We start from the raw sequence: 23,281 nt of genomic DNA, 5'->3' as shown, positions 1-23,281 counted from the left end.
CCTCGGCATCCGCGCGCACCCGCCCGGGCCGCGCCCTTCGACGCTAGCAGGGACGCACGAGCTCACTCGTCGCCGCGGGAGAACATCCGGCGCAGCACGAAGAAGACGATCACCGCGACGACCAGCACCACGACGAGCTTGGCCACGAACCACAGCACGCTGAAGATCACGTTGACGATCACCCAGGCGATCGCGACCGCCACGATCACGCCGACGACGCTCCAGAGAGTGCTCCTGCTCATGCGTCCAGCGTAGGGGCGTGCATCGTCGCGCCGCGCGTCAAGCGGCCGCCAGCGCGGCGGCGATCGGCGTCGAGCCGGTGTTGAAGCTCACGGTGCGCCCTCGCGTCGCCGGCTCGTCGACCACGGCCGCGAGCACCGCGGCGACGTCGGCGCGCGACACCGAGGTGCCCGACTCGGCATCCGTCTCGATCAGACCGGTGGCTGCGTCGTCGGTCAGGCTGGACGGCGCCAGGATCGTGAAGTCGACGCCGCTCGCGCGCAGATGATCATCGGCAGCGGCCTTCGCCTCGGCGTAGGCGAAGAAGCCGTTGTCGGGGTCGACGCCATGGTCTGCTCCAGCACCGAAATAGGACACCATGATGAACCGGTCGACGCCCGCCGCCACGGCGGCATCGATCGTGCGGATCGCGGCGTCACGGTCGACGGCGTAGGTGCGAGCCGCGTCACCGCCGCCGGCGCCCGCCGACCAGATCACGACGTCGGAGCCGCGGACGAGGTCGGTCAGCTGCGCGATGTCGAGACCCGCGACGTCGGCCACCTCGGGATGAGCCCCGGCAGCCGCCACATCGTCGGCGTGATCCGCATTGCGGATCACCGCCCTCACGTCGTGTCCGGCCCGAACCAGCAGCGGCTCGGCCTGCAGCGCGACCTTGCCGTGCCCGCCGATGATCAGGATGCGTGCCATGGTTCCAGCCTACGCGCGGCCGCCTACGCTGGAACCATGACCGCCACGACCGCTCTCGTTCTCGTCGCCAACGCCGCAGACGGCTCCCTCACCACCTTCCGCCTCGCCGACGGCACCCTCGAGCGCCTCGCCGTGACCGAGGGACTGACGGGATGCTCCACCTTCGCCGTGGATGCCGCGCGCGACCTCGTCTACGCGGCGGTCAAGGGGGATCCTGCCGGCATCGTCACCCTCTCGCTCGACCGTACGAGCGGCATCCTCACTCCGCTGTCGCGCCGCGATCTCCCCGCCGGCGGCATGAACTACCTCGCGCTCACGCGCGACGGCTCGGCCCTTCTCGGCGCGAGCTACGGCGGTGGCTACGGCATCCTCTCCCCCATCGTCGACGGCGTCGTCGGCGAGCCGGTGTCGACGATCTCCTACCCCAACCTGCACTCGGTGCTGCCGAGCGCTGACGGCCGGTTCGCCTACTTCGTCTCGCTCGGCGCCGACCTCGTCGCCCAGTACGCGATCGCCGACGAGCTCGCCCTCGTCCCGCTGGAACCCGCGACCGTGGCGGCTCCCGCCGGCAGCGGACCGCGCCATCTGCTGGTGAACGACGCGCAGGATGCCGTCTACGTCATGACCGAGTTCTCCGGCGAGGTGCTGCATTACGCCCGCGATACGGCGACCGGCACGCTGGAGCTGGTGGGCGCGGCATCCGCCTTCGACCGTTCGAAGGGTCTCGGCCACAGCGAGTTCGGCGCCGATCCCCTCGCCCACCACTTCATCTGGGGCGCCGACCTGCACGCGGGCGCGGGCGGCCGCGTGCTGTGGGCGTCGGAGCGCACCGAGAGCACGCTCGCCGCGGTTGCGGTGGCCGCCGACGGCAGCCTCTCGGATGCCACGACCTTCACCGTCACCGAGCAGCAGCCCCGCGGCTTCGCCACGAGCGCCGACGGCCGCTACCTCGTGGCCGCCGGCGAGAAGTCGACGTCGGTGTCGCTGTACGCCGTGGACGGCGAGCGCCTCGAGCTGCTGCAGCGCGCCGAGACCGGCAACGGCGCCAACTGGGTGCGCTTCATCGACTGACGCCCGGTCGTCCGTCCCGCCTCGCCGCATCCGCCGCCCGATGACGACCAGAGCGGACGGATGAACCGCCTCAGAGGCCGACCATCTCCGCGCTGCGCTCCCACAGGCGCGCGGCGATGACCGGATCGGCGGCGACCGGCGAGGTGCGCGCCAGGCGGTTGGCGACGTAGTAGCCGCCGTGCTCCCAGTCCAGACCGGGCTTGCCCAGCGCGAGCCAGGCCAGCCGCGCCCCGCCGACATCGGTCGAGGTCAGCAGCCGGCTCGTCACGGGATTGGTGTACATGAAGCGCCACGGTCCCTTGGCCGTGGCCGCGAAGCTGCTGCCGATCACGCCCGGGTGGAATGCGGCCGCCGCCACGCCGTCGTCGCCCCAGCGCCGCTCGATCTCCCTCGTGAACAGGATGTTCGCGAGCTTCGCGTTGCCGTATGCCGAGCTCGCAGAATATCGCCGCTCGGCGTTGAGGTCGTCGATGTCGAAGCGCGAGAAACGTCGCGCGGCGACGCTCGAGGTCTGGATGACCGCGGCTCCCGCGTCGACGAGGCGATCGCGCAGCAGATTGGTGAGCAGGAACGCCGCCAGATGGTTCGTCTGGAAGGTCGCCTCGAATCCGTCGACCGTGACGGTGCGATCGCCGAAGATGCCGCCCGCGTTGTTCGCGAGCACGTCGATGCGCGGATAGCTCGCCCGCAGTTCATCGGCGAGCGCGCGCACCTGCGCGAGGACGGCGAAGTCGGCGACGTGGAACGGCATGCCGATCCCCTCGGCCACCTGCCGGGTCCGCCGCGGGTCGCGCCCGACGACCACCACCCGCTGCCCGGCCAGGGCGAGCTGTCGGGCCGCGGCGGCACCGATGCCGCTGCTGGCTCCCGTGATCACGATCGTGCGGGGGTCGTTCTCGTTTATGCCGGGAGGGGTCATGCGGCGAGTCTACGTCCGCCGACAGAGGGTCCTGCCGGGCCGCCCCCTGCATGACCGCGACCCGACAGGAGTGCAGGGGTCAGGGCGAGGGGATGCCGCCGTTGACGTTCAGCGTTTCGCCGATGACATAGCTGGACTCGGCCGATGCGAGGAACACGTAGGCGGGGGCGAGTTCGGCGGGCTGGCCCATTCGCCCGAGCGCGGTGTCCTCGCCGAAGCTGTCGAGCTTGTCCTGCGGCTGGCCGTCGGTGGGCTGCAGCGCCGTCCAGATCGGCCCGGGCGCGACCGCGTTGACGCGGATGCCGCGCGGCGCGACCTGTTGGGCGAGCGCCTTCGTGAACGCATTGACCGTGGCCTTCGTCGACGCGTAGTCGACGAGCACATCGGAGGGCTTGTACGCCTGGATGGAGGTCGTGTTGATGATCGACGAGCCCGGTTCGAGGTGCGCGAGGGCGGCCTTGGTGATCCAGAACATCGCGTACACGTTGGTCTTGAAGGTCGCGTCGAACTGCTCGTCGCTCAGCGTCGCGAGGTTGTCGTTGAAGATCTGCTTGCCGCCGTTGTTGACGAGGATGTCGAGTCCGCCGAGACCCTCCACGGTCTTCTCGACCAGATCGCGGCAGTACGCGGCATCCTTCAGATCGCCGGGAAAGGTGAGCGCGGTGACACCGGCGTCACGGATGAGCCCGGCGACGCGGCGCGCATCCTCCTCTTCTTCGGGCAGATAGGAGATCGCGACGTCGGCGCCTTCGCGCGCGAACGCGATCGCGGTGGCGGCGCCGATGCCCGAGTCGCCGCCGGTGATGAGGGCGCGGCGGCCCCGCAGACGACCGGTTCCGCGGTAGGTGTCCTCGCCGAGGTCCGGACGGGGCGTCAGTTCGGCCTCGAGGCCGGGTTCCGGCATCCACTGCTTCTGTGGCTCGATGTCGGCATAAAGGGCGGCCGGGTCGGTGAACGTGTACTGGTCGCGGGTCATTCCGGCAGTCTCGGCGACCGGGCGCCGCCGCGCAGGTGGATTGACAGTGCCGTCGGGCGGTGTTAGCGCGCGCGGGCGCGCTCGTCCGTCCCGTCGCGCCGCCATGCCTCGTCCACAGCGACATCTGCGGCCGGACGGGCGGGGGCGGTGCGGCCGCGGCGTGCGATCGCGACGTTCACGACACCCAGCGACAGGACGATCGCCGCGGCCAGGGCGGGCACGACCATCGCGACGCTCAGCGAAACCTCTTCGGCGATCCAGCCGGTGGCCGCCGCGGCGAGCGCCTGCGCGAGCGTGAGGGCGGAGCTGAGCAGCGTCATGGTCGTCGCCGATCGTCCGCGCGGGGCGCGCTCACCGGCGAGCGAGAACAGCGTCACCAGCGTCGGCCCGACGCCGAGCCCCATGACGAGCAGCCAGCCGGCGACCACGCCGAGGCTCGACGAGGTCGCATACCCGACGGATGCCGCCGTCAGCACTCCCGCGAAGGCGAGCCAACGGTGGCGCAGGGCGAAGCGCGCGGGCAGCAGCACGACGCCGAGGGCCAGCACCGCGGAGCCGATGCCCATGAGCCCGTAGAGCAGGCCCGCCTGCGCCTCGTCGCCCGCAGCCCGCGCGAAGGCGGTCAGTGACGTCAGCGCCGCGCCGAAGAACATTCCCACCCCGAACGTCGCCGCCACCAGCACGAGCATCGAGGGCGTCAGCACTGCGCGGAAGGCGGCGCGCTCCGCCGCGGTGTCGGCGCGACTCTGCAGCAGGCGCGCGGTGGGGTGCAGCGCGAACGCGAGCACGAAGCCGAAGCTGAGCGCTGCGGCCACAGCGATCGGAGCCCACGGTGCGATGAGGGCTGCGAGGATGCCGACCAGGAACGGGCCGATGACGAAGGCCGTCTCGTCGGCAGCCGACTCGTACGACATCAGCCGCGAGGTCGTCTTCGTGCGCCGCTCGGGAGCGATGCGCGCGGCGACGATGGCCAGCAGCCGGCTGCGCGACATGGCCGCCGCCTGCGGTCCGGTCAGCCCGATCGCCAGAGCCGCCGCCAGGATCACGCCCGGGGGCGCCTCCGCCGTCGCCACCAGCGGGAACAGCGCGAGCAGGATGCCGTTGGCGAGCCCCACGGGGACGAGCACGCGCCGCTGTCCGTGTCTGTCCACGAGATCGCCCATGATGGGGCCCGCGATGACGACGCCGATGCCGACGGCGGCCGAGGTGAGCCCGCCGAAGCCGACCGAATCGGTCGCGTGGACGACGAGCATGAGCACGCCGACGGTCATCATCGCGAAGGGCAGACGTGCAACGAATGCGATCGGCCAGTAGGCCCATCCGGTGTGCGCGATCAGCGATGAACGACCGCTGGCGGTCGAGGGGTGGTGCACGGGGTTCCTCCGGGACATGGGCTCGTTGTTCACGTGCCGCCTTGCCCTCCGAACGAATCCGGGGCCGGGTGCCGTCCGCGACGTCGCGGTCGGATGGCTGGGTGGAGCAGGTAGATGCACTTCGCGCTCCGCGAAGGAGCACGACACTCGAGTGTACCGGATGGATATCTCCGGTGGTCTGACCACACGGCGAAATCGGAGTAGCATCGAACGGTCCCCGACCGCCAGCGACAACGGTGCCGCCCCCTCACAGATGGGCACCCGCGCATGTCAGTCGCCACCTCCTCCCTGCCGATTCCGGTCGCAGGGGCCAGACGCCGTGCACGCGTGGTGCCCTGGCTGCGCGTGAGCGCCGCGGTGTTCGCCGTGGCATGGGGCGGCAACGAGTTCACGCCGCTGCTGGTCACCTACCGGCTGGAGCAGCACCTCAGCGCTCTGACCGTGAACCTCCTCCTCGGCGCGTATGTCCTCGGCATCGTGCCGGCCCTGCTCATCGGCGGCCCCCTCTCGGATCGGTTCGGCCGCCGGGCCCTCGCCCTGCCCGCGCCCGTCCTCGCACTCACCGGCTCCGCCGTTCTCGCCGCCGGCGGCGGATCGGCCGCGCAACTCTTCACAGGCCGGGTCTTCTCGGGCCTCGCGCTCGGTCTCGTGATGGCCGTGGGCACGGCCTGGATCAAAGAGCTCTCGGCAGCTCCGTTCGACACCGGCGCCGACGCCGGCGCCGGTGCGCGCCGCGCGGCGCTCGTGCTGACGGTCGGGTTCGCCCTGGGCGCCGCGGTGGCAGCCGCCATCGCGCAGTCGGGGACGGCTCCGGAAGTGCTGCCGTATCTCGTCAACGTCCTGCTGTGCGCGCTCGCTCTCGCGCTCATGTGGTCGGCCCCCGAGACGCGCACGCGCAGCGCGCACCCCGGTCGACTGCGCGACGACCTCCGCATCCCGGCGGCGACTCACCGCCGCTTCGTGTTCGTCGTCGCCCCGCTCGCCCCGTGGGTGTTCGGCACGGCAGCGAGCGCCTATGCGATCCTGCCCGTGCTCTTCTCCGCCCAGGTGCCCGGCTTCGAAGTCGGGTTCGCGGGTCTGCTGTGTCTCATCGCGCTCGGATGCGGTGTGGCAGCCCAGAGCCTCGTGCGGCGCATCGATCGGGCCGGCAGCGCGCGGACGATCATCGCGTCTTTCGCGGCAACGGCGATCGGGCTGGCCCTCGCGGCAGCGGCGGCGCTGAGCAGGTCACTGGCCGTCGCGATCATCGCCGCGGCAGCTCTGGGCACGGCCTACGGCTTTCTGCTGGTCACCGGCTTGCAGGAAGTGCAACGGATCGCCGGCCCCGACGATCTGGCCGGTCTGACAGCCGTCTACTACTCCCTCAGCTACCTCGGCTTCTTCGTTCCGGCCCTACTCGCCTCGCTGAGCCCTGTGATCGGGTACCCCCTGCTGTTCGGCGCAGGCGCCCTCTTCGCCCTCGTCAACCTGGTGGCGACGTCGGCGGCGCACCGCCGCTGCTGAGGTCGGCGGCGCTCAGGCGGAGAAGAACGCTTCTGCCGCGCGGCTGAGGGCGAACAGGTCGGCCGTGCCGGCGAGCTCGCGGGCGGAGTGCATCGAGAGGATGGGAATGCCGACGTCGACGGTGCGGATGCCGAGTCGCGTCGCCGTGATCGGCCCGATCGTCGACCCGCAGGGCACGGCGTTGTTCGAGACGAACTCCTGCGAGACGACGCCCGCGGCGTCGCACCAGCCGTGCCACGCGGCCGCACCGGCGGCATCCGTCGCGTAGCGCTGATTCGCGTTGATCTTCAGGATCGGACCACTGCCGAGGACGGGCTGGACGACGGGGTCGTGCTTTTCGGGGTAGTTCGGGTGCACGGAGTGGCCGACATCGCTGGAGACACACCAGGATGCCGCGAGTGCCCGCAGCTGCTCGTCGCGATCGGCCCCGAGTCCGCGCTGCACCCGCTCGATCACGTCCGACAGGAACGGGCCGGCGGCGCCGGAGCGCGTCGCCGAGCCGACTTCCTCGTGGTCGAAGACCGCGAGCATCGGGATGTGCGCGGTGTCGGACGGCGCGGCGACGAGGGCGGTGACGCCGGCGTGCACCGACGCGAGGTCATCGAGACGGCCGCTGGCGAAGAAGACGTCGTCCTTGCCGAAGACAGCGCCGCGCGCGGCGTCGGCGGTCACGATGTCGTAGCCACGAATGCGTGCGGCGTCGATGCCGGCGGCGGCCGCGAGCTCACCGAGCAGGTCGGCCGACGCGGCGTCGCCGAGCCCCCAGACGGGCTGGGTCTGGGTCTGCTTGTTCAGAGCGAGGTGGTCGTTGGCCTCACGGTCGAGGTGGATCGCGAGCTGCGGCAGACGCAGCAACGGCCCGGTTGCGGTCAACACGGCGGAGCCGTCATCGAGTACCAGACGCCCGGCGAGGCGCAGCTCGCGATCGAGCCAGGAGTTCAGCAGCGGGCCGCCGTAGATCTCGACTCCCGCCTGCAGCCAGCCGAAGCGACCGGTGGTCGGCTTCGGCTTGAGCTTCAGCGCCGGGGAGTCGCTGTGGGCGCCGAAGACGTGGATGCCGGTGCGCGCATCGGCCGCACGCGGCACCACCCAGGCGATGACGGCGCCGTCGCGCACGACGACGTACCGCCCGCCCGCAGCGAGCGACCACGCCTCTGCCTCGACGAGGGAGGCGAATCCGGCATCCTCCAGCCGTCGCGCGACCTCCGCAGCCGCGTGGAAGCTCGAAGGAGACGCGGCGACGAAATCGGCGAGATCGTCGGCGTGGGCGCGGGCGGCAGCGGAAGCGGGCATCTCCTCAGCGTAGTTCGGGGTCCGGGCTCATGCCGCGCGGCGTCGCGCCGCCGCGCGCTGAACGATCAGCGCGATCAGCCGCCACCCCAGCAGGAAGACGGCGAGCACGATGCCCGCGACGATCACGAACGACACGGCGATGCCCTGGCCCGACACGACGCGCAGCAGCATGCCGCCCGCGAGCGTCATCGCCCACACCGGCAGCCCGGTGCGAGCGAGCGCGCGCGGCGCCCGCCACGCCTGCGCAATCAGCCAGCCGAGCACGAGAGCCGCCAGAAACGGCCACGCCGTGATGGCGAGTCCCGTCCACACGTCGGAATCGTGGCTGGCTCGACCCACGGCCGCGAAGGTGACGACCAGCGCCGCGTCGAGGGCGAAGGATAGGAGGACGGAAGCGGATCGTGACATGCCTCCATCCTCCTCCCGTCGCGCGGTGGGTCAGTTGAGCGCGCGGGTGCCCGCGGGGATCACACCGTCGGCGTAGAGGCTGCGGGTGACGTCCTGGAACGCGGTCAGCGCGACCCGCTGCGTCAGCGGACCGTACGAGATGCGGGCGACGCCGAGCCGCTCGTATTCCCCCGCGGAGAGGGCACCGGGAAGGCCGATCACACTCACCGACCGCTCACCGATGCCCGCGACGAGCTGCGCGGTCGCTTCGGCATCGAGCACCCCCGGGACGAACACCGAGGTCGCGCCGGCATCGAGGAAGGCCCGTCCGCGTGCGATGGCGTCGTCGATCGAATCGGCCAGCGGGCGCTCGCCTCCGCGGACGACCGCGTCGGTGCGGGCGTTGAGCGCGAACGGGACGCCCTCGGCATCCGCGGCGGCGACGGCGGCCGCGACCCGAGCGACGGACTCGTCGAACGGGCGCAGGCGATCCTCCATGTTCGCACCGACGACACCGACCGCGATCGCGCGGCGGATCGTGTCGGCGGGGTCGTCGTACCCGTCGTCGAGATCGGCACTAACCGGAACCTCACCGGCGACGGCGACGATGCGCCCGACCATGTCGAGCGTCGTCTCCAGCGGAATCGTCCCATCCTCGTAGCCGAAGGATGCGGCGATGGAGTGCCCGGCGGTCGCCAGGGCGCGCGTCTCGGGCAGCGCGAGGACGGCTTTCGCGGAGACCACGTCCCACACGTTGGCGACGCGGAGGATCTCGGGGGCGGCGTACAGGTCGCGCAGGCGCTGAGCGCGGGCGGCGAGGGAGGCATCTGTCATGTCTCCAGCCTGACCACCGGATGCCGCGGGCACCATCTCTTGACACGGTCTTCTCAGCAGCCTCGTGGGAATGCGGGGGCGCGCGGCCGGTGTTGGAACCCGCATGACCACTGTGGGAATCATCGGAGCAGGACACATCGGCAGCGCGCTCGCAGAGGGCCTCGTCGGACGTGGGTACGACGTCGTCATCAGCAACTCGCGGGGACCCGAGACGCTCGAAGGGCTGGTGGCCCGCTTGGGCGCGAACGCGCGCGCGGCGACGCCCGCCGAAGCAGCGGAAGCCGCGGACTGGGCGATCGTCACCGTTCCCTTGAAGGCGATCGCCGACATTCCGGCCGCGCCGTTGGCCGGCAAGGTCGTGCTCGACACGAACAACTACTACTGGGAGCGCGACGGGCGCATCGACGCACTCGAGGCCAAGGAGACGACCACGACGCAGATGGTTCAGGACCACCTCGCCGACGCACGCGTCGTGAAGGCGTTCAACCACATCCCCGCCGCCGCCATCCTCACCGACGGCGCCCCGGCCGGCACCCCCGGTCGTCGCGCGCTCGCGATCGCGAGCGACCACGCGGATGCCGCGGCCCTCGCGACCGCCGTCTACGACGAGTTCGGCTTCGACACCGTCGACATCGGCTCGGTCGCCGAGAGTTGGCGGGTCGAGCGCGACCAGCCCGCCTACGTCGTCCGTCAGGACGCCGACGAGCTCCGCGCGAACCTGGCCCGAGCGACCCGCTGAGACACGCCGTCAGCGCGCGACGATCTCGTCCGCGTTGTCGGCGATCCAGCCCATCAGCGGGAGCACTCGCTGCATGAGCTCGTCGCCGCGGGCGGTGAGCGCATACTCGACGCGCGGCGGCACCTCGGGGTAGGCGGTACGCACGACCAGGCCGTCGGCCTCGAGGGTGCGCAGCGTCGACGCGAGCATCTTCTCGCTGATGCCGTCGACCGCTCGCCGCAGTTGACCCCACCGGGCCGTGCCCTCGCTGAGCGCCAGCAGCACGAGAATGCCCCACTTGCTCATCACGTGGTCGAGCACGGTGCGCGTGGGGCAGTTCTCGGTGAAGACCTGGTCGTGCTGTGTCCGGATTTCCGCGAGACTTACCGCCATGTGGGTACCTTACCAAAAAGTGGGTACCCGATCGACGGAATGCATCGAAGGCCCCGCAGGGTTCTTCTCCTCGGACCCCAAGGAAAGGACCTCCCATGACCATCCTCGTCACCGGTGCCAGCGGGCACCTCGGCCGCCTCGTCATCGACGCACTGCTGTCTCGCGGCGCCACGGCATCCGACATCGTCGCCGGCGCGCGCACCCTCTCCGCGATCGATGACCTCGCCGCGCGCGGCGTGCGCACCGTGCACCTCGACTACAACGACCCCGCGACGATCGCGGCGGCGCTCGACGGCGTCGACACCGTGCTGCTGGTCTCGGGCTCGGAGGCGGGCCGCCGCTACGCCGGCCACAAGAACGTCATCGACGCAGCCGCCGCCGCCGGCGTTGCGAAGTTCGTCTACACGAGCGTGTCGAAGGCCACGAGCTTCGACTGGCCGCTGGGTGCCGAGCACAAGGCCACGGAGCACGCCCTGTCCGCGAGCGGGCTGCCCACCGTGATCCTGCGCAACGACTGGTACACCGAGAACTACGTCGGCGACGTGCAGCGCGCCGCCGAGTCCGGCGTCATCGCAGCCTCGGTCGCCGACGGCCGGGTCGCCCCCGCGGCCCGCGCCGACTATGCCGAAGCCGCCGCGGTGGTGCTCCTGGAAGACGGACACATCGGTGAGGTCTACGAGCTCGCGGGCGATGCGAGCCTCGGCTACGCCGACCTCGCCGCCGCCGCCGCCGAGGCCCTCGGGCGAGAGGTCGCCTACGTGCCGGTTTCGCGCGACGACTTCGTCGCCGCGCTGCAGGGATCGGGACTCGACGCCGGAACCGCCGAGTTCGTGGCGAGCATGGAGGACGGCATCCGCGGTGGCGTCCTCGCCGACACCGACGGCACGCTGTCGCGCCTCATCGGCCGCCCGACGACTCCCGTCGTCGACACGTTCCGCGCCGCGCTGGCGGGCTGAATCGACGGCTCGAGGCGGTCGGCACGGCGCTCACTCCGGGCGCCCGATCGCCTCGAGCCACCGCAGCCACACCTCACTCAGGGTGGGGTAGGCCGGCACGGCGTGCCACAGCCGCGCGAGCGGAACCTCGCCGACGATCGCGATCGTCGCCGCCTGCAGAAGCTCTGCCGTATCCGCACCGACGAGGGTCGCTCCCACCAGCACGCCCCGATCGGTGTCGATGACCGCCCGCGCGTGCCCGCGATAATCGGCGGAGCGCGTGCTCGCCCCCGCGATGTTCGCGAGGTCGTAGTCCACGACCCGGACGGCGAGCCCTTCCTTCTGCGCCTGCGCGGCCGTCCGGCCGACGGCGGCGACCTCGGGCGAGGTGAACACGACCTGCGGGACGGCGACGTGGTCCGCCGTCGCGACGTGGGTGCCCCACTCCTGGTCGTCGACGGCGCGGCCGCGGGCGCGGGCCGCGATGACGTCACCGGCCGCCCGCGCCTGGTACTTGCCCTGATGGGTCAGCAGTGCCCGGTGGTTGACGTCGCCGACGGCGTACAGCCAGTCGCTGCCGCGAACCCGCATCGTGTCGTCGACATCCAGCCACGAGCCGGGCGTCAGATCGGCCGTCTCCAGGCCCACGTCCCCGTCCGAGGCACGCGCCCCGTCGCGACGAGGATCTCGGATGCCGTGATCTCGCCGTCGGCCAGCGTCACCGTGACCGCGCCGGTCGCGGCATCCCGCGATACCGCCTGGATCTCGGCGCCGGTGCGCACCTCGACGTCCGCCGCGCGCAGGGCTGTCGCCACCGCTTCGCCGGCGAACGGCTCCATCCCCCCCAGAAGGCCGGAACGGGCGAGCACGGTGACGTGGCAGCCGAACGAGGCGTACGCGGTCGCCATCTCGCACGCCACGACCCCGCCGCCGAGAATGACGAGAGAGTCGGGCACCCGATGTGCGCCCGTCGCTTCGCGCGAGGTCCACGGTGCGCAATCGGCGAGTCCGGCGATGTCCGGCAGCAACGCCGCCGATCCGGTGCAGACGGCGACGGCGTGCCGGGCGCGCAGCACGACGGCATCCGTCCCGCCCTGGCGCACCGTGACCTCCCGCGGGGCGCTCAGACGCCCGTGGCCACGGACGAGGGCGATGCCGGCACCGTCGAGCCACTCGACCTGTCCGGAGTCGTTCCAGTCGTGCACGATCTCGTCGCGCCGGCGAAGCACCGCCGCGACGTCGACAGGCCCGGACGGGGCGGCTGCCAGGGCGCCGGGGGCATCGGCGGCGTCGGCGCGGGCGGCGCCGGCGCGCAGCAGCACCTTCGACGGCATGCACGCCCAGTAGCTGCATTCGCCCCCGACGAGCTCGGACTCGACGATCGCCACCGTCAGCCCTCCCTGCACGGCACGGTCGGCGACGTTCTCGCCCACGGGCCCGGCACCGATCACGATGAGGTCGTACTCTGCGGATTCCATCCCTCACGCATACCCGACTGTGACGCCAGATTCCAGCCCCTGTCACGGTGTCGGAGGGATGTGGTTGGGTGGATCATCCGACCCCGGAGGACGTATGGCGATCGAGTTCCGCTCCGTCACGAAGCGCTTCGCTGACGGCACCACCGCTGTGGACGACTTCAGCCTCGTCCTGCCCGCGCACAAGACCACCGTGTTCGTGGGCTCCTCGGGCTGCGGCAAGACGACACTGCTGCGGATGATCAACCGCCTCATCGAGCCGACCAGTGGCGAGATCACGATCGACGGAGAACCCATCCGCGACCGCAACCCCGTGCAGCTGCGCCGCGGCATCGGCTACGTGCTGCAGAACGCAGGACTGCTCCCCCACTTCAGCGTCGTCGACAACGTCGCCACGGTTCCGGTCCTGAACGGCACTCCGAAGAAGCAGGCGCGAGCGCGCGCCCTCGAGCTGCTGGACATCGTCGGTCTCGATCGGTCTCTGGCCGATCGCTACCCCCGTCAGCTCTCCGGCGGACAGCAGCAACGCGTCGGCGTCGCGCGCGGCCTCGCCGCCGACCCCAACATCCTGCTGATGGACGAGCCGTTCGGCGCCGTCGACCCGATCGTCCGCAAGGAACTGCAGGCCGAGACCATCCGCCTGCAGCGCGACCTCGACAAGACGGTCGTCTTCGTCACCCACGACATCGACGAGGCCTTCCTGCTGGGCGACCAGGTCGTCATCCTCGAAAAGGGCGCCCACATCGCCCAGGTCGGCACCCCCGACGAGATCATCGCCGCGCCTGCCAGCGAGTTCGTCGCCGAATTCGTCGGCGTCGAGCGGGGCTCACGCGCCCTCACCGCGAAGAAGACCGCGCACGGCACCGTGCTCGTGGATGCCGCGGGTCGCGCGCAGGGCGTGCTGGTCGACGGAGCGCCATGAACTGGGTCGTCAACAACCTCGATCTGATCGGCGGGCTGACCCTCGCGCATCTGCGCCAGAGCGCGATCGCGATCGTCGCGGCCTTCGTCATCGCGCTTCCCCTCGGCTGGGTCGCCTGGCGCTACACGGCTCTGCGAGGGTCGGTGCTCACCACGATCGGCCTGCTGTACACCATCCCCTCCCTGGGGCTCTTCGCGCTGCTCTGGGCGGTCTTCGGCATCCCCTACCTCTCGGAGAACAACCTCATCATCGCGCTGACGGTCTACGGCGTCGCGATCATGACACGGTCGGTCGCCGACGGCCTCGACGCGGTCGACGCCGCGACCCGCGACGCCGCCATCGCGGTCGGCTACGGGCCCTGGCGACGTTTCTGGACCGTCGACCTCCCGCTGGCCGGTCCGGTGCTGCTCGCGGGGCTTCGCGTGACGGCCACGTCCACGATCGCGCTGGCGACGGTCGGCATCCTCATCGGCGTGGAGAACCTCGGGTACCTGTTCACCAACGGCCTGCAACGGCGGATCATCCCCGAAGTGCTCGCGGGCGTGGTGATCGTGGTGCTGATCGCGCTCCTCTTCGATCTGCTGCTCGTTCTCGCGGGACGCCTGCTCATGCCGTGGGTGCCTCGCCGCGACGGCAGTCGCGCCGAGCGACGCGCCCTGCGCCGCTTCGCGGCCGAGGGGGCGGCATGAACCTCTTCGCCGACGCCTTCGCGTGGATCTTCTCCCCCGACCGCCTCACCGGCTCGCTCCCGCTGCCCGAGGCGATCGCTCAGCACCTGGCGTTCACCTTCGGCTCGGTTCTCGTCGCCGCGCTCATCGCCATCCCCGCCGGTTGGGCGATCGGCCACACCGGCCGCGGACGGGAGTTCGCGGTCGCCCTCTCCGGGGCGGCGCGGGCCATCCCCACGCTCGGTCTGGTCGTGCTGCTGTATCTGCTGGTCGGCGTCGTCTACAAGAGCCAGGCCGCCGTCGTGGCCTTCGTCATCCTCGCGATTCCCTCTATCCTCGCCGGCGCCTACGCCGGCTTCGAGGCGATCGACCGGTCCACGATCTCCGCGGCGCGCGCGGTCGGCATGACCGGTCGCCAGATCCTCTGGAAGGTCGAGGTGCCGCTCGGCCTGCCGCTGCTGATCGGCGGCGTCCGTTCCGCGACCCTGCAGGTCGTCGCCACCGTGACGATCGCCACCTATGTCGGTCTCGGCGGCCTCGGCTTCTACATCATCCAGGGCATCCAGCTGCGCGACACCGCCCAGATCCTCGGCGCCTCCCTCCTCGTCGTCGCCTTGGCACTCGTCATCGACGGAATCTTCGCGCTGCTGCAGCGCATCGTCGTGCCGCGCGGCGTCGCCGGTCGCGCCGCGCGTGCACGGCCGACCAGCCGGCCCGCCACGGCATCCTGACGTCCTCCTCACAGCACCCAACGAAAGGCACCCCTCATGTCCGCACTGCGCACCTCCCGCGTCGGAGCGCGCCTGGCCCTGGCGGCCACGGCGCTCACCGTCACCGCCCTCGCCCTCACCGGCTGCGGCTCCAGCGGCTCCCTCGAGCAGCCGGCCGCCACCGGCGGCGCGACCGGCTCGTCCGAGACGATCACCATCGGCTCGCAGGCCTACTACTCGAACGAGATCATCGCCGAGATCTACGCTCAGGCGCTCGAAGGCGCCGGCTTCACGGTGGACCGCAAGTTCAACATCGGACAGCGCGACGCGATCGTGCCGTCGCTGCAGAACGGCACGATCTCGCTGACCCCGGAGTACACCGGAAACCTTCTGCAGTACTTCGACAAGAGCACCACCGCAACGACCACCGAGGACGTGTACGCGGCTCTGAAGAAGGCGCTGCCCGAAGGCCTGAGCGTGCTCGACCAGGCGTCGGCGACCGACCAGGACTCCTACAACGTGACGGCGGCCTTCGCAGCGCAGCACAACCTCAAGAGCATCGCTGACCTGGCCAACGTGCCGAACCTCGTCCTCGGCGGCGCGCCCGAACTCGAACAGCGCCCCTACGGTCCGACCGGGCTGAAGGACAAGTACGGCGTCACGGTGACTTTCAGCGCCACGGCCGACACGACCGTCGACGAGCTCGTCGCCGGCGGCATCCAGCTGGCCGACGTCTACAGCGCCGACCCGAGCATCAAGACGAAGAACCTCGTGACGCTGGAAGACCCGAAGGGCCTGTTCCTCGCCTCGCACGTCGTGCCGCTCGTGGGAACCTCGTTCCCGGCCGATGCGGCGGACGTCATCAACGCGGTGGACGCGAAGCTCACCCCCGAGGGTCTCGTCGCGCTGAATGTCGAGTCCAAGGTCGACCAGAAGTCGACGAAGGACATCGCCGCCGCCTGGCTGAAGTCCAACGGCCTGGGCTGACCTCGCCCCCGATTCGCTCGTCTGCGTTTCGACTCGTCTGCGTTTCGACTCGTCGCTGCGCTCCTCGCTCAACGACCGGGTACAAACCCCCGGTCGTTGAGCGAGCGCGCGTCGAAACGCAGAGCACAGCGCGTCGAAACGCAGAGCACAGCGCGTCGAAACGCCGCGCCCTCGGTCGCGGCGTCAGAACGACTGCAGGCTCGCGCGCAGGCCGCCGTCCGACAGCTCGTCGCGCAGGATGCCGCGGCGACGCAGCACCGGTACGAGCTCGTCGAGCGTGCGGTGAATCGTCACGGGGTGCAGGTCGCCCCACAGCAGCACCCCGTCGTTGCCCCACTCGCCGAGTTCCTCGACGAGATCGGCAAACTCCTCCGCCGTGCCCACGAAGCCGGTGCGGTCCGAGATGCGACCCGCCCGTGACAGCGCGGTGAGGTGGGTCCGCAGTGGCGCGGTCGCGGCATCCCGGTCGCCGATGAGTCGACGGATGGATCCCTGCGAGACGTGTTCGGCGAAGATGCCTTCCGGCAGCGGAGCATCCAGATCGAGGACGGTGAGGTCGGTCTCGAGGTCGCTCGACTGCCGTTGGGCGATCGCACGCAGAGCGGCGTCGTCGGGGTGCGCGGAGGCGGCGACGACCCGGTCCGCCTCCTCCGCCGACGAGACGATCACCGGCTGCAGCGCGAACAGGATCTTGACGTCGGACGGCGCCCGCCCGCGCTCCGCGGCGGCGGCGTGGATCTTCGCGCGGTAGGCGCGCACGCTCTGCTCCGTCAGCGGCGCGAGCGCCAGTTGGATGTCGGATTTCGCGCCCGCGAAGCCGAGCCCACGCCCCGACCCTCCGGGTGAGGCGATGACGGGTTCGCCGCGCCGGAACGGCACGGCATTGAGCGGGCCGTCGAAAGCGAAGTACTCGCCGCGGTGTCGCACCGGATCCAGTTTCGTGCCGTCGGCGTAGACGCCGGTGGCTGCATCGCGCACCAGCGCCCCCTCACCCCACGAGTTCCAGAGGGCGCGGATGCCGTCGAGCCACTCCTCGGCGCGATCGTAGGCCGCGTCGTGGCTCAGCTGTGGAGCGCCACCGAAGTGGCGGGCGCTTCCGGTGTCGGTCACGACGTTCAATCCGAGCCGGTCGCCGCTCAGATGCTGCAGCGTCGCGAACTGGCGGGCGGCCGTGTAGGGAAGGTACGCGGCCGGGTTGACCGTCGGGATCACACCCAGGCGCGTCGTCGCTTGGAGGAGGTACGGGGCCAGCAGCAGCGGGTCGAGCTTCGGACCGCCGAAGGCGTGCCGTACGCGCAGGTCGATGGTCTCGGGCGAGCCGAGCGAGGGCGCGTCCTCGATGAGCACGAACTCGAAGCCGGCACGTTCGAGATCTCGTGCGGACTGCTGGTAGAGATCGGGACGCGTCCAGTCCCAGTTCCAGTCCAGGTACGGATGCCCCCAGCCATGCGGCCCGAAGCCGCGCGCCAGGAACCAGCCGAAGTGCTGCAGCCGGCTCACGCGAGCACCGCGACGGGAACGTCGCTGGCGACCGACAACGCCTGGGCGAGGTCGTCGATCAAGTCGTGGACGTCTTCGATGCCGATCGAGACCCGCAGCGTTCCGGGGTGCACGCCGACCGCGGCGCGCTCGGCGTCGGTCAGCGCCGCGTGGGAGGTGGATGCCGGGTGCAGCACGAGCGAGCGCACATCGCCGAGGTGCGTCATGTGGGTGAAGACGTCGAGGGCTTCGACGAACCGGCGCGCCGTCTGGGCGTCACCGTGGAGTGTGAAGCTGAACACGGATCCGAACCCGTCGGCGAGATCGCGCTGGGCGAGTTGATGATCGCGATGCGAAGCGAGACCGACGTAGTCGACCGCGGCCACTTCGGGGCGCGCTTCCAGCCATTGCGCGAGTGCCCACGCGTTGGCGCTCTGGCGCTCGACCCGCAAGCTGAGAGTCTCGATGCCCTGTCCGATCAGAAACGCGTTCAGCGGCGAGGGCGTGGGGCCGAATCGCGGAGCGACCGACTCACGGGCATACGCGATGCGCGCGTCTGCGCCCGTCCGCTCGAAGATGCTCGGCGCGCCGCCCCGACCCGGCCCCACCAGATGCGGGTAGGTCTGCGCGATCGTCGCGGCGTCGATACGGCCACTGTCGACGATGGCGCCGCCGAGCACGCTGCCGTGGCCGGCGAGGAACTTGCTCGCAGAGTGGACCACGATGTCGGCGCCGAGCTCGAGCGGTCGGACGAGGTACGGAGTGGCGAAGGTGTTGTCGATGACCAGAACGATCCCGTGCCGATGCGCGAGCGCCGCAAGCGCCGGAATGTCGACGAGTCGGTTGCTCGCGTTGGAGATCGATTCCGCGAACAGCGCACGGGTCGTCGGGAGGATGGCGGCCTCCCAGGCGGAGAGGTCGTCGATCTCGCTGACGAAATCGGTCGTCACGCCCAAACGTGGCAGGTTTTCGCGCAGCAGGCCGCGGGTTCCCTCGTAGATGTGGGTCGATGCCACAATGTGCTGCCCCGCTTCGAGCAGCGAAAGCAAAGCGACCGTCGTCGCCGCCTGGCCGCTGGCCAGCAGCAGTGCCTGCGAGCCGCCTTCCAGGGCGGCCAGGGTGTGCTCGACCGCGTCGATCGTCGGATTGCCGATGCGCGTGTAGGCATAGCCCTCTCCCCGACCGAAATGCGCGGCGGCGTCGTCGTACTCGCCGAACTCGAAGCCGGCGGTGAGATAGATCGGTGTCGCACGGGCCGCCGCGATCGCGCCCTGGTCTCGCGGCGGCCGGTCGTGCAGCTGCCGTGTGGTGAATGCTCGCCTGCTCACGGGTCCTCCTGTCGACATCGACGGATCGGGCGTCGATGACCGACCCATCGTCGCGGTCGAGCGCGGTCGAGGACCAATCGCGTTTCGTCGTGTGACGGCCCACTCAGGCCGACGCCGCTCCCGCCCGCGACAGCGCGCGCAGTGCGAGGAACGTCACCCATCTGGAGGGCTCACCGACCTCGACATCCAGGGGGAACCACACCTCGCCGGGAAAGTGAAACCCCTGCAGCCAGCGACCGTCGCTCTGACAGCCGGCACGCACGATCTCGAGAGTGTCGGCGGCGCGCGGATCCAGAAGGATGCCGTCGTGCACGGCCGCCGCGGTGACGTGGTCGGCGGCCTTCAGCGCACTGAACGGCGCTCGGTAGGGATACACGAGCAGATCCGTCCAGGGTCCGACCTGTTCGCCGGTCGACAGGCGGGTGCGCAGACGCCGGACGAGCAGGTACTCCTCGCCTCGTCGCCGCGAGGCCGCCACAGAGCTGTCACCGGTCAGCTCCTCGTACGCGAGCAGGCCGCGCACGGCATTGATCGTCGAGTGGAACGATGAGCGCACCGACCCGTCGACCCACTCGCAGTTCCAGCCGCCGTCCGGCAGCTGATGAGCGTCAAACCACGCGGCGAGCGGCGACATGTCGCGACCCAGCCACGCCCCGTTCGCCAGCGTCATCGCGTTGATGCAGACATCGACCTCACCGTCCCAATAGGGCAGATCGTCGTACTCCCAACGGGCGCTCACGGCCAGCCGGTCGGCCGTGTCGCCGAGCGCGGCGGCATCCATCCCCCACTCGCGCAGGGTCGTCAGTGTCCAGGTCGTCGCGGTGTACGGCTGACCGGGAATCTCATCCTGGGTGGCGACATCGAAGCCGTCCGGAAAGAAGGCGCCGCCCGCCCACTGTCCGTCGGGATCCTGATACGAAAGCAGACGCGCGCCGTCGCCCTCGAGAGGGATTCGGGCGCGCGTCGCGCGCCACACCTCGGCGGGTTCGTCCAGGAGGTCGCGCTCGACCTGCCATCGCAGCGTGGGGTCCGAATCGAGCAGCCAGTCCCGAACCGTCTCGTCGATCATGCGCACACCCCTCCCTCGCCAGACCCGCGCGCCTCACCGCGCCCGTTGAACGGGAACACCGAGCCAGTCGGCCAGATCACCGATCTCGGCCTCCACCATCTCGCGCTCCTCGGGTTCGAGCTCGATGAACTCGTGCACGGCGGTCACCACGAGGTTCTCCTTCTTCTTGTCCAGCTCGGCATCCAGGAGACCGACGAAGCGATCACCCACGAGGATCGGGTGTGCGAAGTATCCGTAGCGACGTTGGGCCTTGGGCTTGAACTGCTCGAGCACGAAGGAGAACTCGAAGAGCTCGGTCAACCGTGGACGGTCGAAGAGCATGCCGTCGTACGGATTGAGGATCGCCACCCGACCTCCGGCGTCGTCGTCGAGCGCGGCGAGTGCTGCCGGATCGACCCGCCATGACCATGACGATCCCTCGACCGTTGCCGGTTCTCCCACGGTGCCCACCGGCGTCCATCGCGAGTTCTGCCGCGCGATGCCGGCGGCCTGCAACCGGCGCTCTTGCACAACGCGCGCGGCCTCGTCGGGATCGATCACGGGCACGTCGGCGTACACCCGCTCACCCAGGTCCCACACGCGCTGGCGGCCCTCGCGGCCGACGACCGCCGCCTCGCCGACGGAGGACAGCAGGTCGAGCATCCGCGGCACCTGGTTCGAGCCGTACCAGCCGGCCTCGTCCTGGTGCGCGACCTGGCTCGTATCGTCGATCTGGCCCGCCAGCAACGGGCCGTCGGCGCGCAGGCGCGCGAGAACGTCTGCGCGAAAACGCGCATTCGCCTCCAACCAGCCCGCCGCCTGCGCTCGGAACACCCGCGCACGCATGCCTGCGAGCAGTGCAGGTCGCAGGGATGCCGCGTGGAACTGCCCGTCGAACTCGAACAGCGTCCGATCGTCCTCGACCGCCTTGGTGAGCTGGCCGGGTTCGTACCCCCAGCCGATCCGGGTGAACGGGATGGTCTGCTCAGCGGGCGCGATCGTGGCCGTGGGATCGATCTTGATCGACCCGAGCTGTTCGCCGACTTCGACGACGTCTCCGGGGCGGTCGGCGTCGAGCAGCTGAGCGCGCACGGCGATGCGTCGCGCCTGCTCCCGACTCAGGTGATGCATGCCGCGAGCGTACTCGCCGTCACGGACACGCACCGCTGCCCGTGCCGCCCTCAGCCCGCCGTGGCCGGTGCGAGTGCACTGTCGACGGCGACGCGCTCATCGAACACGAAGCAGTCGCCGCGGTAGTGCGCCTGCCCCTGCGCAGCGAACCACCCCAGGATGCCGCCATCGAGCTGCCAGGCCTCGATGCCCTCCTCGCGAAGGACGAGCGCAGCCTTCTCGCACCGGATGCCGCCGGTGCAGTAGCTGACGACCGTCTTGTTGCGCAGCTCGCCACGATGTGCGGCGACGGCATCCGGAAACTGCGTGAAACGCTCCAGCCGCCAGTCCAGGGCCCCTTCGAAGGCACCGTCGTCGACCTCGAAGGCGTTGCGGGTGTCGAGCATGACGACCTCGCGGCCCGCGTCGTCGTGCCCCTGATCGAGCCAGCGGCGCAGCGTCTCCGGCGAGACCGCCGGAGCGCGCCCCTCTGCCGGGCGGATCGTCGGGCGGTCCATCCGGATGATCTCCCGCTTGAGCTTCACCAGCATCTTGCGAAACGGCTGCGCGGAAGACCAGCTCTCGGTAGCCCGCAGCGGGGCGAAGCGAGGGTCGGCGCGAAGCTCGTCGAGGTAGGCGCGCAACGGCTCCGCCGCACCCGCCAGGAAGAGATTGATTCCTTCCTCGGCGAGGATGATCGTCCCCTTCAGCCCCGCAGCGACCGCACGCTCCCGCATCGGCCCGCGCAGTTGCGCGGCATCCGTGAGCGCGGTGAACAGGTAGGCGGACACGTTGAGCACGGCGGGAGGGGCAGACACCGTTCGAGCCTACGGCGCGCTCACATGTCGGTCGGAGTCCACTCCGAGACCTCGTCGAGCTCGGCCACCTCGTCGGCCGTCAGCTCGACGCGGCCGCCGTCGAGAAGGTCGGCGACCTGCGACAGCTTCGAGGCCGACGCGATCGGGGCGACGACGGTCGGCTTCGCGCGCAGCCAGCCGAGGGCGGTCGCGGCGATCGACACGTCGTGCGCGGCGCCGATCCGCTCGAGCACCTGGATGATCTGAAGCCCCTGGGGGGTGGCGTACACGGCCGCTCCCTGCGCGCGGGGGGTGTCGTGCGCGGCGGCGTCCGTGGAACGGTACTTGCCCGTCAGGAAGCCCTTCGCGAGCGAGAAGTACGGCACCAGCGACAGGCCGAACTCCTCGGCGACCGGCACGATGTCGTTCTCGGTCTCGCGGTGCACGAGGTTGTAGTGGGGCTGGATGGCGACGGGTTCGGCGACGCCCAGCTCGCGGGCGATGCGCACCCACTCGCGAATGCGGTCGGCGGAGTAGTTCGACACGGCGGTGTAGCGGACGAGGCCGTCGGACACGAGCTGGCCGAAGGCCGCGACCGTCTCCTCCAGGGGCGTGTCGGCATCGTCGAAGTGCGCGTAGTACAGGTCGATCGACTCGACGCCCAGCCGCTCCAGCGAAGCCTCCGCGGCGGCACGAACGGTGGATGCCGCAAGGCCCTTGAACTGCGGGTGCTGGCTGACCTTGGTGGCCACCGTGACGTCGGTGTGGCCGCGCTCGGCGAGCCATGCGCCGATGATCGTCTCGCTCTCGCCTCCGGTGTGTCCCGGCGCCCAGGCGCTGTAGGAGTCGGCGGTGTCGATGAAGGTGCCGCCGCCGGCGTGGAACGCGTCGAGGATCCGGAAGGACTCCTCACGGTCGGCCGTCCAGCCGAACACGTTGCCGCCGAGGGCGAGGGGGAAGACGTCGATGTCGGTGTGCGCGATGCGGGTCATACCTCGATCCAACCACCGCCGTGGCGGAGGTGTTCCCCGGGTCTTACGCTGACGTCATGATCGGGGCTGCCGTGATGTGGTTCTTCCTGGCGATCCTCAGCGCGGCACCATTGTGGTTCTGCTGGTATGCCTGGGACACGGCGCGCCGACGCCGGCGAGGCGAGGCCGTCTCTCGGCCGTCCGGCGGCTCCTTCGGGTTCGACGAGGTCTGGCGTCCGAGCGCGGCAGAGGCGCAGGCGGTGTGGGAAGCCGAGCAGATCACTCCCGCTCCCGCCCCGATTCCCGGTGACGGCCCGGGCGTGATCACGGACGGTCGCATCGTGATCGAGACCGGCCTTCGGCCCCCGCGCGCCACCACCCCAGACCAGAGGCGTAGCCTGGAGGGGTGAGTATCGGGAACGGCCCCCGACGTGCGGGCCAGAGGGAGGTCATCGGC

26 protein-coding genes are annotated in these 23,281 nt (G+C 70.6%); 9 read left to right on the top strand and 17 right to left on the bottom strand.

Annotation, left to right across the window (positions count from 1 at the left end):
- Positions 1–62 precede the first annotated feature (62 nt).
- Positions 63–242: a hypothetical protein gene (locus PP359_RS12745; protein ID WP_499250749.1), complete on the bottom strand. Its 180-nt coding sequence runs from the start codon at positions 240–242 to the stop codon at positions 63–65.
- A gap of 37 nt (positions 243–279) precedes the next feature.
- Complete coding sequence (locus tag PP359_RS12740; protein WP_499250748.1) at positions 280–927, bottom strand: NAD(P)H-binding protein; 648 nt, start codon at positions 925–927, stop codon at positions 280–282.
- 36 nt (positions 928–963) lie between these two features.
- Here PP359_RS12740 and PP359_RS12735 point away from each other — a divergent pair, with 36 nt between their 5' ends.
- Positions 964–1,998 carry a lactonase family protein gene (locus PP359_RS12735; protein WP_499250747.1) on the top strand — a complete coding sequence of 345 codons (1,035 nt, stop codon included), beginning with the start codon at positions 964–966 and terminating at the stop codon, positions 1,996–1,998.
- Between the two features lie 70 nt (positions 1,999–2,068).
- Here the strand turns inward: PP359_RS12735 and PP359_RS12730 are convergent, their stop codons facing one another.
- The 3 genes from PP359_RS12730 to PP359_RS12720 form a co-directional block, all read right to left on the bottom strand.
- Positions 2,069–2,917, bottom strand: a complete 849-nt coding sequence (locus PP359_RS12730; RefSeq protein WP_499250746.1) for an SDR family NAD(P)-dependent oxidoreductase — start codon at positions 2,915–2,917, stop codon at positions 2,069–2,071.
- A 79-nt stretch (positions 2,918–2,996) separates the two neighbouring features.
- Positions 2,997–3,893, bottom strand: coding sequence for an SDR family oxidoreductase (locus PP359_RS12725; protein ID WP_499250745.1), 897 nt, complete (start codon positions 3,891–3,893; stop codon positions 2,997–2,999).
- Positions 3,894–3,955: 62 nt separating this feature from the next.
- Positions 3,956–5,299, bottom strand: a complete 1,344-nt coding sequence (locus PP359_RS12720; RefSeq protein ID WP_499250744.1) for an MFS transporter — start codon at positions 5,297–5,299, stop codon at positions 3,956–3,958.
- Positions 5,300–5,533: 234 nt separating this feature from the next.
- On the opposite strand from PP359_RS12720, the gene PP359_RS12715 reads away from it, so the two are divergent.
- The gene (locus PP359_RS12715) at positions 5,534–6,769 is read left to right on the top strand and encodes an MFS transporter (RefSeq protein WP_499250743.1); all 1,236 of its coding nucleotides are present in this window, start codon (positions 5,534–5,536) and stop codon (positions 6,767–6,769) included.
- A 12-nt stretch (positions 6,770–6,781) separates the two neighbouring features.
- Here the strand turns inward: PP359_RS12715 and PP359_RS12710 are convergent, their stop codons facing one another.
- From PP359_RS12710 to PP359_RS12700, 3 genes are read right to left on the bottom strand one after another with little or no spacing between them, the layout of a single operon-like run.
- Positions 6,782–8,062 (bottom strand): M18 family aminopeptidase, encoded by a 1,281-nt coding sequence (locus PP359_RS12710; protein WP_135949441.1) that lies wholly within the window; start codon positions 8,060–8,062, stop codon positions 6,782–6,784.
- Positions 8,063–8,089: 27 nt separating this feature from the next.
- Complete coding sequence (locus PP359_RS12705; protein WP_036319961.1) at positions 8,090–8,470, bottom strand: DUF3054 domain-containing protein; 381 nt, start codon at positions 8,468–8,470, stop codon at positions 8,090–8,092.
- A 30-nt stretch (positions 8,471–8,500) separates the two neighbouring features.
- A complete protein-coding gene (locus tag PP359_RS12700) occupies positions 8,501–9,283 on the bottom strand; it encodes an isocitrate lyase/PEP mutase family protein (RefSeq protein WP_135949442.1) in 783 nt (260 codons plus the stop codon).
- A 70-nt stretch (positions 9,284–9,353) separates the two neighbouring features.
- Between PP359_RS12700 and PP359_RS12695 the strand changes: the two genes are divergently transcribed.
- The gene (locus PP359_RS12695; RefSeq protein ID WP_347877428.1) at positions 9,354–10,022 is read left to right on the top strand and encodes an NADPH-dependent F420 reductase; all 669 of its coding nucleotides are present in this window, start codon (positions 9,354–9,356) and stop codon (positions 10,020–10,022) included.
- A gap of 9 nt (positions 10,023–10,031) precedes the next feature.
- On the opposite strand, the gene PP359_RS12690 is transcribed toward PP359_RS12695, so the two are convergent.
- Positions 10,032–10,394 (bottom strand): winged helix-turn-helix transcriptional regulator, encoded by a 363-nt coding sequence (locus PP359_RS12690; protein ID WP_036286201.1) that lies wholly within the window; start codon positions 10,392–10,394, stop codon positions 10,032–10,034.
- Positions 10,395–10,489: 95 nt separating this feature from the next.
- On the opposite strand from PP359_RS12690, the gene PP359_RS12685 reads away from it, so the two are divergent.
- The gene (locus PP359_RS12685) at positions 10,490–11,350 is read left to right on the top strand and encodes an NAD(P)H-binding protein (RefSeq protein ID WP_476152488.1); all 861 of its coding nucleotides are present in this window, start codon (positions 10,490–10,492) and stop codon (positions 11,348–11,350) included.
- A 30-nt stretch (positions 11,351–11,380) separates the two neighbouring features.
- Here the strand turns inward: PP359_RS12685 and PP359_RS12680 are convergent, their stop codons facing one another.
- Both PP359_RS12680 and PP359_RS12675 read right to left on the bottom strand, forming a co-directional pair.
- Positions 11,381–11,977, bottom strand: coding sequence for an oxidoreductase dimerization domain-containing protein (locus PP359_RS12680; protein ID WP_499250742.1), 597 nt, complete (start codon positions 11,975–11,977; stop codon positions 11,381–11,383).
- Positions 11,953–12,807 carry an FAD-dependent oxidoreductase gene (locus PP359_RS12675; protein ID WP_499250741.1) on the bottom strand — a complete coding sequence of 285 codons (855 nt, stop codon included), beginning with the start codon at positions 12,805–12,807 and terminating at the stop codon, positions 11,953–11,955. Before PP359_RS12675 ends, PP359_RS12680 begins: the two co-directional genes overlap by 25 nt.
- 94 nt (positions 12,808–12,901) lie before the next feature.
- Between PP359_RS12675 and PP359_RS12670 the strand changes: the two genes are divergently transcribed.
- Genes PP359_RS12670 through PP359_RS12655 form a run of 4 tightly spaced genes read left to right on the top strand, consistent with a single transcriptional unit; the run spans position 12,902 to position 16,091 of the window.
- Entirely contained in the window at positions 12,902–13,726 is an 825-nt protein-coding gene (locus PP359_RS12670; RefSeq protein WP_039411552.1) for an ABC transporter ATP-binding protein, read from the top strand.
- Positions 13,723–14,415 (top strand): ABC transporter permease, encoded by a 693-nt coding sequence (locus tag PP359_RS12665; protein ID WP_112930874.1) that lies wholly within the window; start codon positions 13,723–13,725, stop codon positions 14,413–14,415. Before PP359_RS12670 ends, PP359_RS12665 begins: the two co-directional genes overlap by 4 nt.
- Positions 14,412–15,125, top strand: a complete 714-nt coding sequence (locus PP359_RS12660; protein ID WP_347417600.1) for an ABC transporter permease — start codon at positions 14,412–14,414, stop codon at positions 15,123–15,125. The genes PP359_RS12665 and PP359_RS12660 overlap by 4 nt, the downstream gene beginning before the upstream one ends.
- 36 nt (positions 15,126–15,161) lie before the next feature.
- Positions 15,162–16,091: an ABC transporter substrate-binding protein gene (locus PP359_RS12655; protein ID WP_294947389.1), complete on the top strand. Its 930-nt coding sequence runs from the start codon at positions 15,162–15,164 to the stop codon at positions 16,089–16,091.
- Between the two features lie 183 nt (positions 16,092–16,274).
- On the opposite strand, the gene PP359_RS12650 is transcribed toward PP359_RS12655, so the two are convergent.
- From PP359_RS12650 to PP359_RS12625, 6 genes are all read right to left on the bottom strand, one after another.
- Positions 16,275–17,591, bottom strand: a complete 1,317-nt coding sequence (locus PP359_RS12650) for an LLM class flavin-dependent oxidoreductase (RefSeq protein WP_499250740.1) — start codon at positions 17,589–17,591, stop codon at positions 16,275–16,277.
- Entirely contained in the window at positions 17,588–18,898 is a 1,311-nt protein-coding gene (locus PP359_RS12645; protein WP_499250739.1) for an O-acetylhomoserine aminocarboxypropyltransferase/cysteine synthase family protein, read from the bottom strand. Before PP359_RS12645 ends, PP359_RS12650 begins: the two co-directional genes overlap by 4 nt.
- Positions 18,899–19,001: 103 nt before the next feature.
- Positions 19,002–19,967: a hypothetical protein gene (locus PP359_RS12640; RefSeq protein WP_499250738.1), complete on the bottom strand. Its 966-nt coding sequence runs from the start codon at positions 19,965–19,967 to the stop codon at positions 19,002–19,004.
- Between the two features lie 33 nt (positions 19,968–20,000).
- Positions 20,001–21,077, bottom strand: a complete 1,077-nt coding sequence (locus tag PP359_RS12635; RefSeq protein WP_294947400.1) for a DNA glycosylase AlkZ-like family protein — start codon at positions 21,075–21,077, stop codon at positions 20,001–20,003.
- A gap of 50 nt (positions 21,078–21,127) precedes the next feature.
- Positions 21,128–21,874: a sulfurtransferase gene (locus tag PP359_RS12630; RefSeq protein ID WP_294947403.1), complete on the bottom strand. Its 747-nt coding sequence runs from the start codon at positions 21,872–21,874 to the stop codon at positions 21,128–21,130.
- 20 nt (positions 21,875–21,894) lie between these two features.
- Complete coding sequence (locus PP359_RS12625) at positions 21,895–22,845, bottom strand: aldo/keto reductase (RefSeq protein ID WP_039411528.1); 951 nt, start codon at positions 22,843–22,845, stop codon at positions 21,895–21,897.
- Positions 22,846–22,901: 56 nt separating this feature from the next.
- On the opposite strand from PP359_RS12625, the gene PP359_RS12620 reads away from it, so the two are divergent.
- Entirely contained in the window at positions 22,902–23,234 is a 333-nt protein-coding gene (locus PP359_RS12620; RefSeq protein WP_347417604.1) for a hypothetical protein, read from the top strand.
- Positions 23,235–23,281 lie beyond the last annotated feature (47 nt).

Source organism: Sphingomonas sp. BLCC-B65 (genome assembly GCF_028550675.1).
Classification (GTDB): Bacteria; Actinomycetota; Actinomycetes; order Actinomycetales; family Microbacteriaceae; genus Microbacterium.
Note: the sequence above shows the minus strand (reverse complement) of the source record. Positions and strands in the feature narration are given on the sequence as shown.

What these genes read in the sequence shown, in the direction of transcription:
- PP359_RS12745 (WP_499250749.1), bottom strand. Translation starts at nt 242, where the DNA reads ATGAGCAGGAGCACTCTCTGGAGCGTCGTCGGCGTGATCGTGGCGGTC.
- PP359_RS12740 (WP_499250748.1), bottom strand. Translation starts at nt 927, where the DNA reads ATGGCACGCATCCTGATCATCGGCGGGCACGGCAAGGTCGCGCTGCAG.
- PP359_RS12735 (WP_499250747.1), top strand. Translation starts at nt 964, where the DNA reads ATGACCGCCACGACCGCTCTCGTTCTCGTCGCCAACGCCGCAGACGGC.
- PP359_RS12730 (WP_499250746.1), bottom strand. Translation starts at nt 2,917, where the DNA reads ATGACCCCTCCCGGCATAAACGAGAACGACCCCCGCACGATCGTGATC.
- PP359_RS12725 (WP_499250745.1), bottom strand. Translation starts at nt 3,893, where the DNA reads ATGACCCGCGACCAGTACACGTTCACCGACCCGGCCGCCCTTTATGCC.
- PP359_RS12715 (WP_499250743.1), top strand. Translation starts at nt 5,534, where the DNA reads ATGTCAGTCGCCACCTCCTCCCTGCCGATTCCGGTCGCAGGGGCCAGA.
- PP359_RS12710 (WP_135949441.1), bottom strand. Translation starts at nt 8,062, where the DNA reads ATGCCCGCTTCCGCTGCCGCCCGCGCCCACGCCGACGATCTCGCCGAT.
- PP359_RS12705 (WP_036319961.1), bottom strand. Translation starts at nt 8,470, where the DNA reads ATGTCACGATCCGCTTCCGTCCTCCTATCCTTCGCCCTCGACGCGGCG.
- PP359_RS12700 (WP_135949442.1), bottom strand. Translation starts at nt 9,283, where the DNA reads ATGACAGATGCCTCCCTCGCCGCCCGCGCTCAGCGCCTGCGCGACCTG.
- PP359_RS12695 (WP_347877428.1), top strand. Translation starts at nt 9,354, where the DNA reads ATGCGGGGGCGCGCGGCCGGTGTTGGAACCCGCATGACCACTGTGGGA.
- PP359_RS12690 (WP_036286201.1), bottom strand. Translation starts at nt 10,394, where the DNA reads ATGGCGGTAAGTCTCGCGGAAATCCGGACACAGCACGACCAGGTCTTC.
- PP359_RS12685 (WP_476152488.1), top strand. Translation starts at nt 10,490, where the DNA reads ATGACCATCCTCGTCACCGGTGCCAGCGGGCACCTCGGCCGCCTCGTC.
- PP359_RS12675 (WP_499250741.1), bottom strand. Translation starts at nt 12,807, where the DNA reads ATGGAATCCGCAGAGTACGACCTCATCGTGATCGGTGCCGGGCCCGTG.
- PP359_RS12670 (WP_039411552.1), top strand. Translation starts at nt 12,902, where the DNA reads ATGGCGATCGAGTTCCGCTCCGTCACGAAGCGCTTCGCTGACGGCACC.
- PP359_RS12665 (WP_112930874.1), top strand. Translation starts at nt 13,723, where the DNA reads ATGAACTGGGTCGTCAACAACCTCGATCTGATCGGCGGGCTGACCCTC.
- PP359_RS12660 (WP_347417600.1), top strand. Translation starts at nt 14,412, where the DNA reads ATGAACCTCTTCGCCGACGCCTTCGCGTGGATCTTCTCCCCCGACCGC.
- PP359_RS12655 (WP_294947389.1), top strand. Translation starts at nt 15,162, where the DNA reads ATGTCCGCACTGCGCACCTCCCGCGTCGGAGCGCGCCTGGCCCTGGCG.
- PP359_RS12640 (WP_499250738.1), bottom strand. Translation starts at nt 19,967, where the DNA reads ATGATCGACGAGACGGTTCGGGACTGGCTGCTCGATTCGGACCCCACG.
- PP359_RS12635 (WP_294947400.1), bottom strand. Translation starts at nt 21,077, where the DNA reads ATGCATCACCTGAGTCGGGAGCAGGCGCGACGCATCGCCGTGCGCGCT.
- PP359_RS12625 (WP_039411528.1), bottom strand. Translation starts at nt 22,845, where the DNA reads ATGACCCGCATCGCGCACACCGACATCGACGTCTTCCCCCTCGCCCTC.
- PP359_RS12620 (WP_347417604.1), top strand. Translation starts at nt 22,902, where the DNA reads ATGATCGGGGCTGCCGTGATGTGGTTCTTCCTGGCGATCCTCAGCGCG.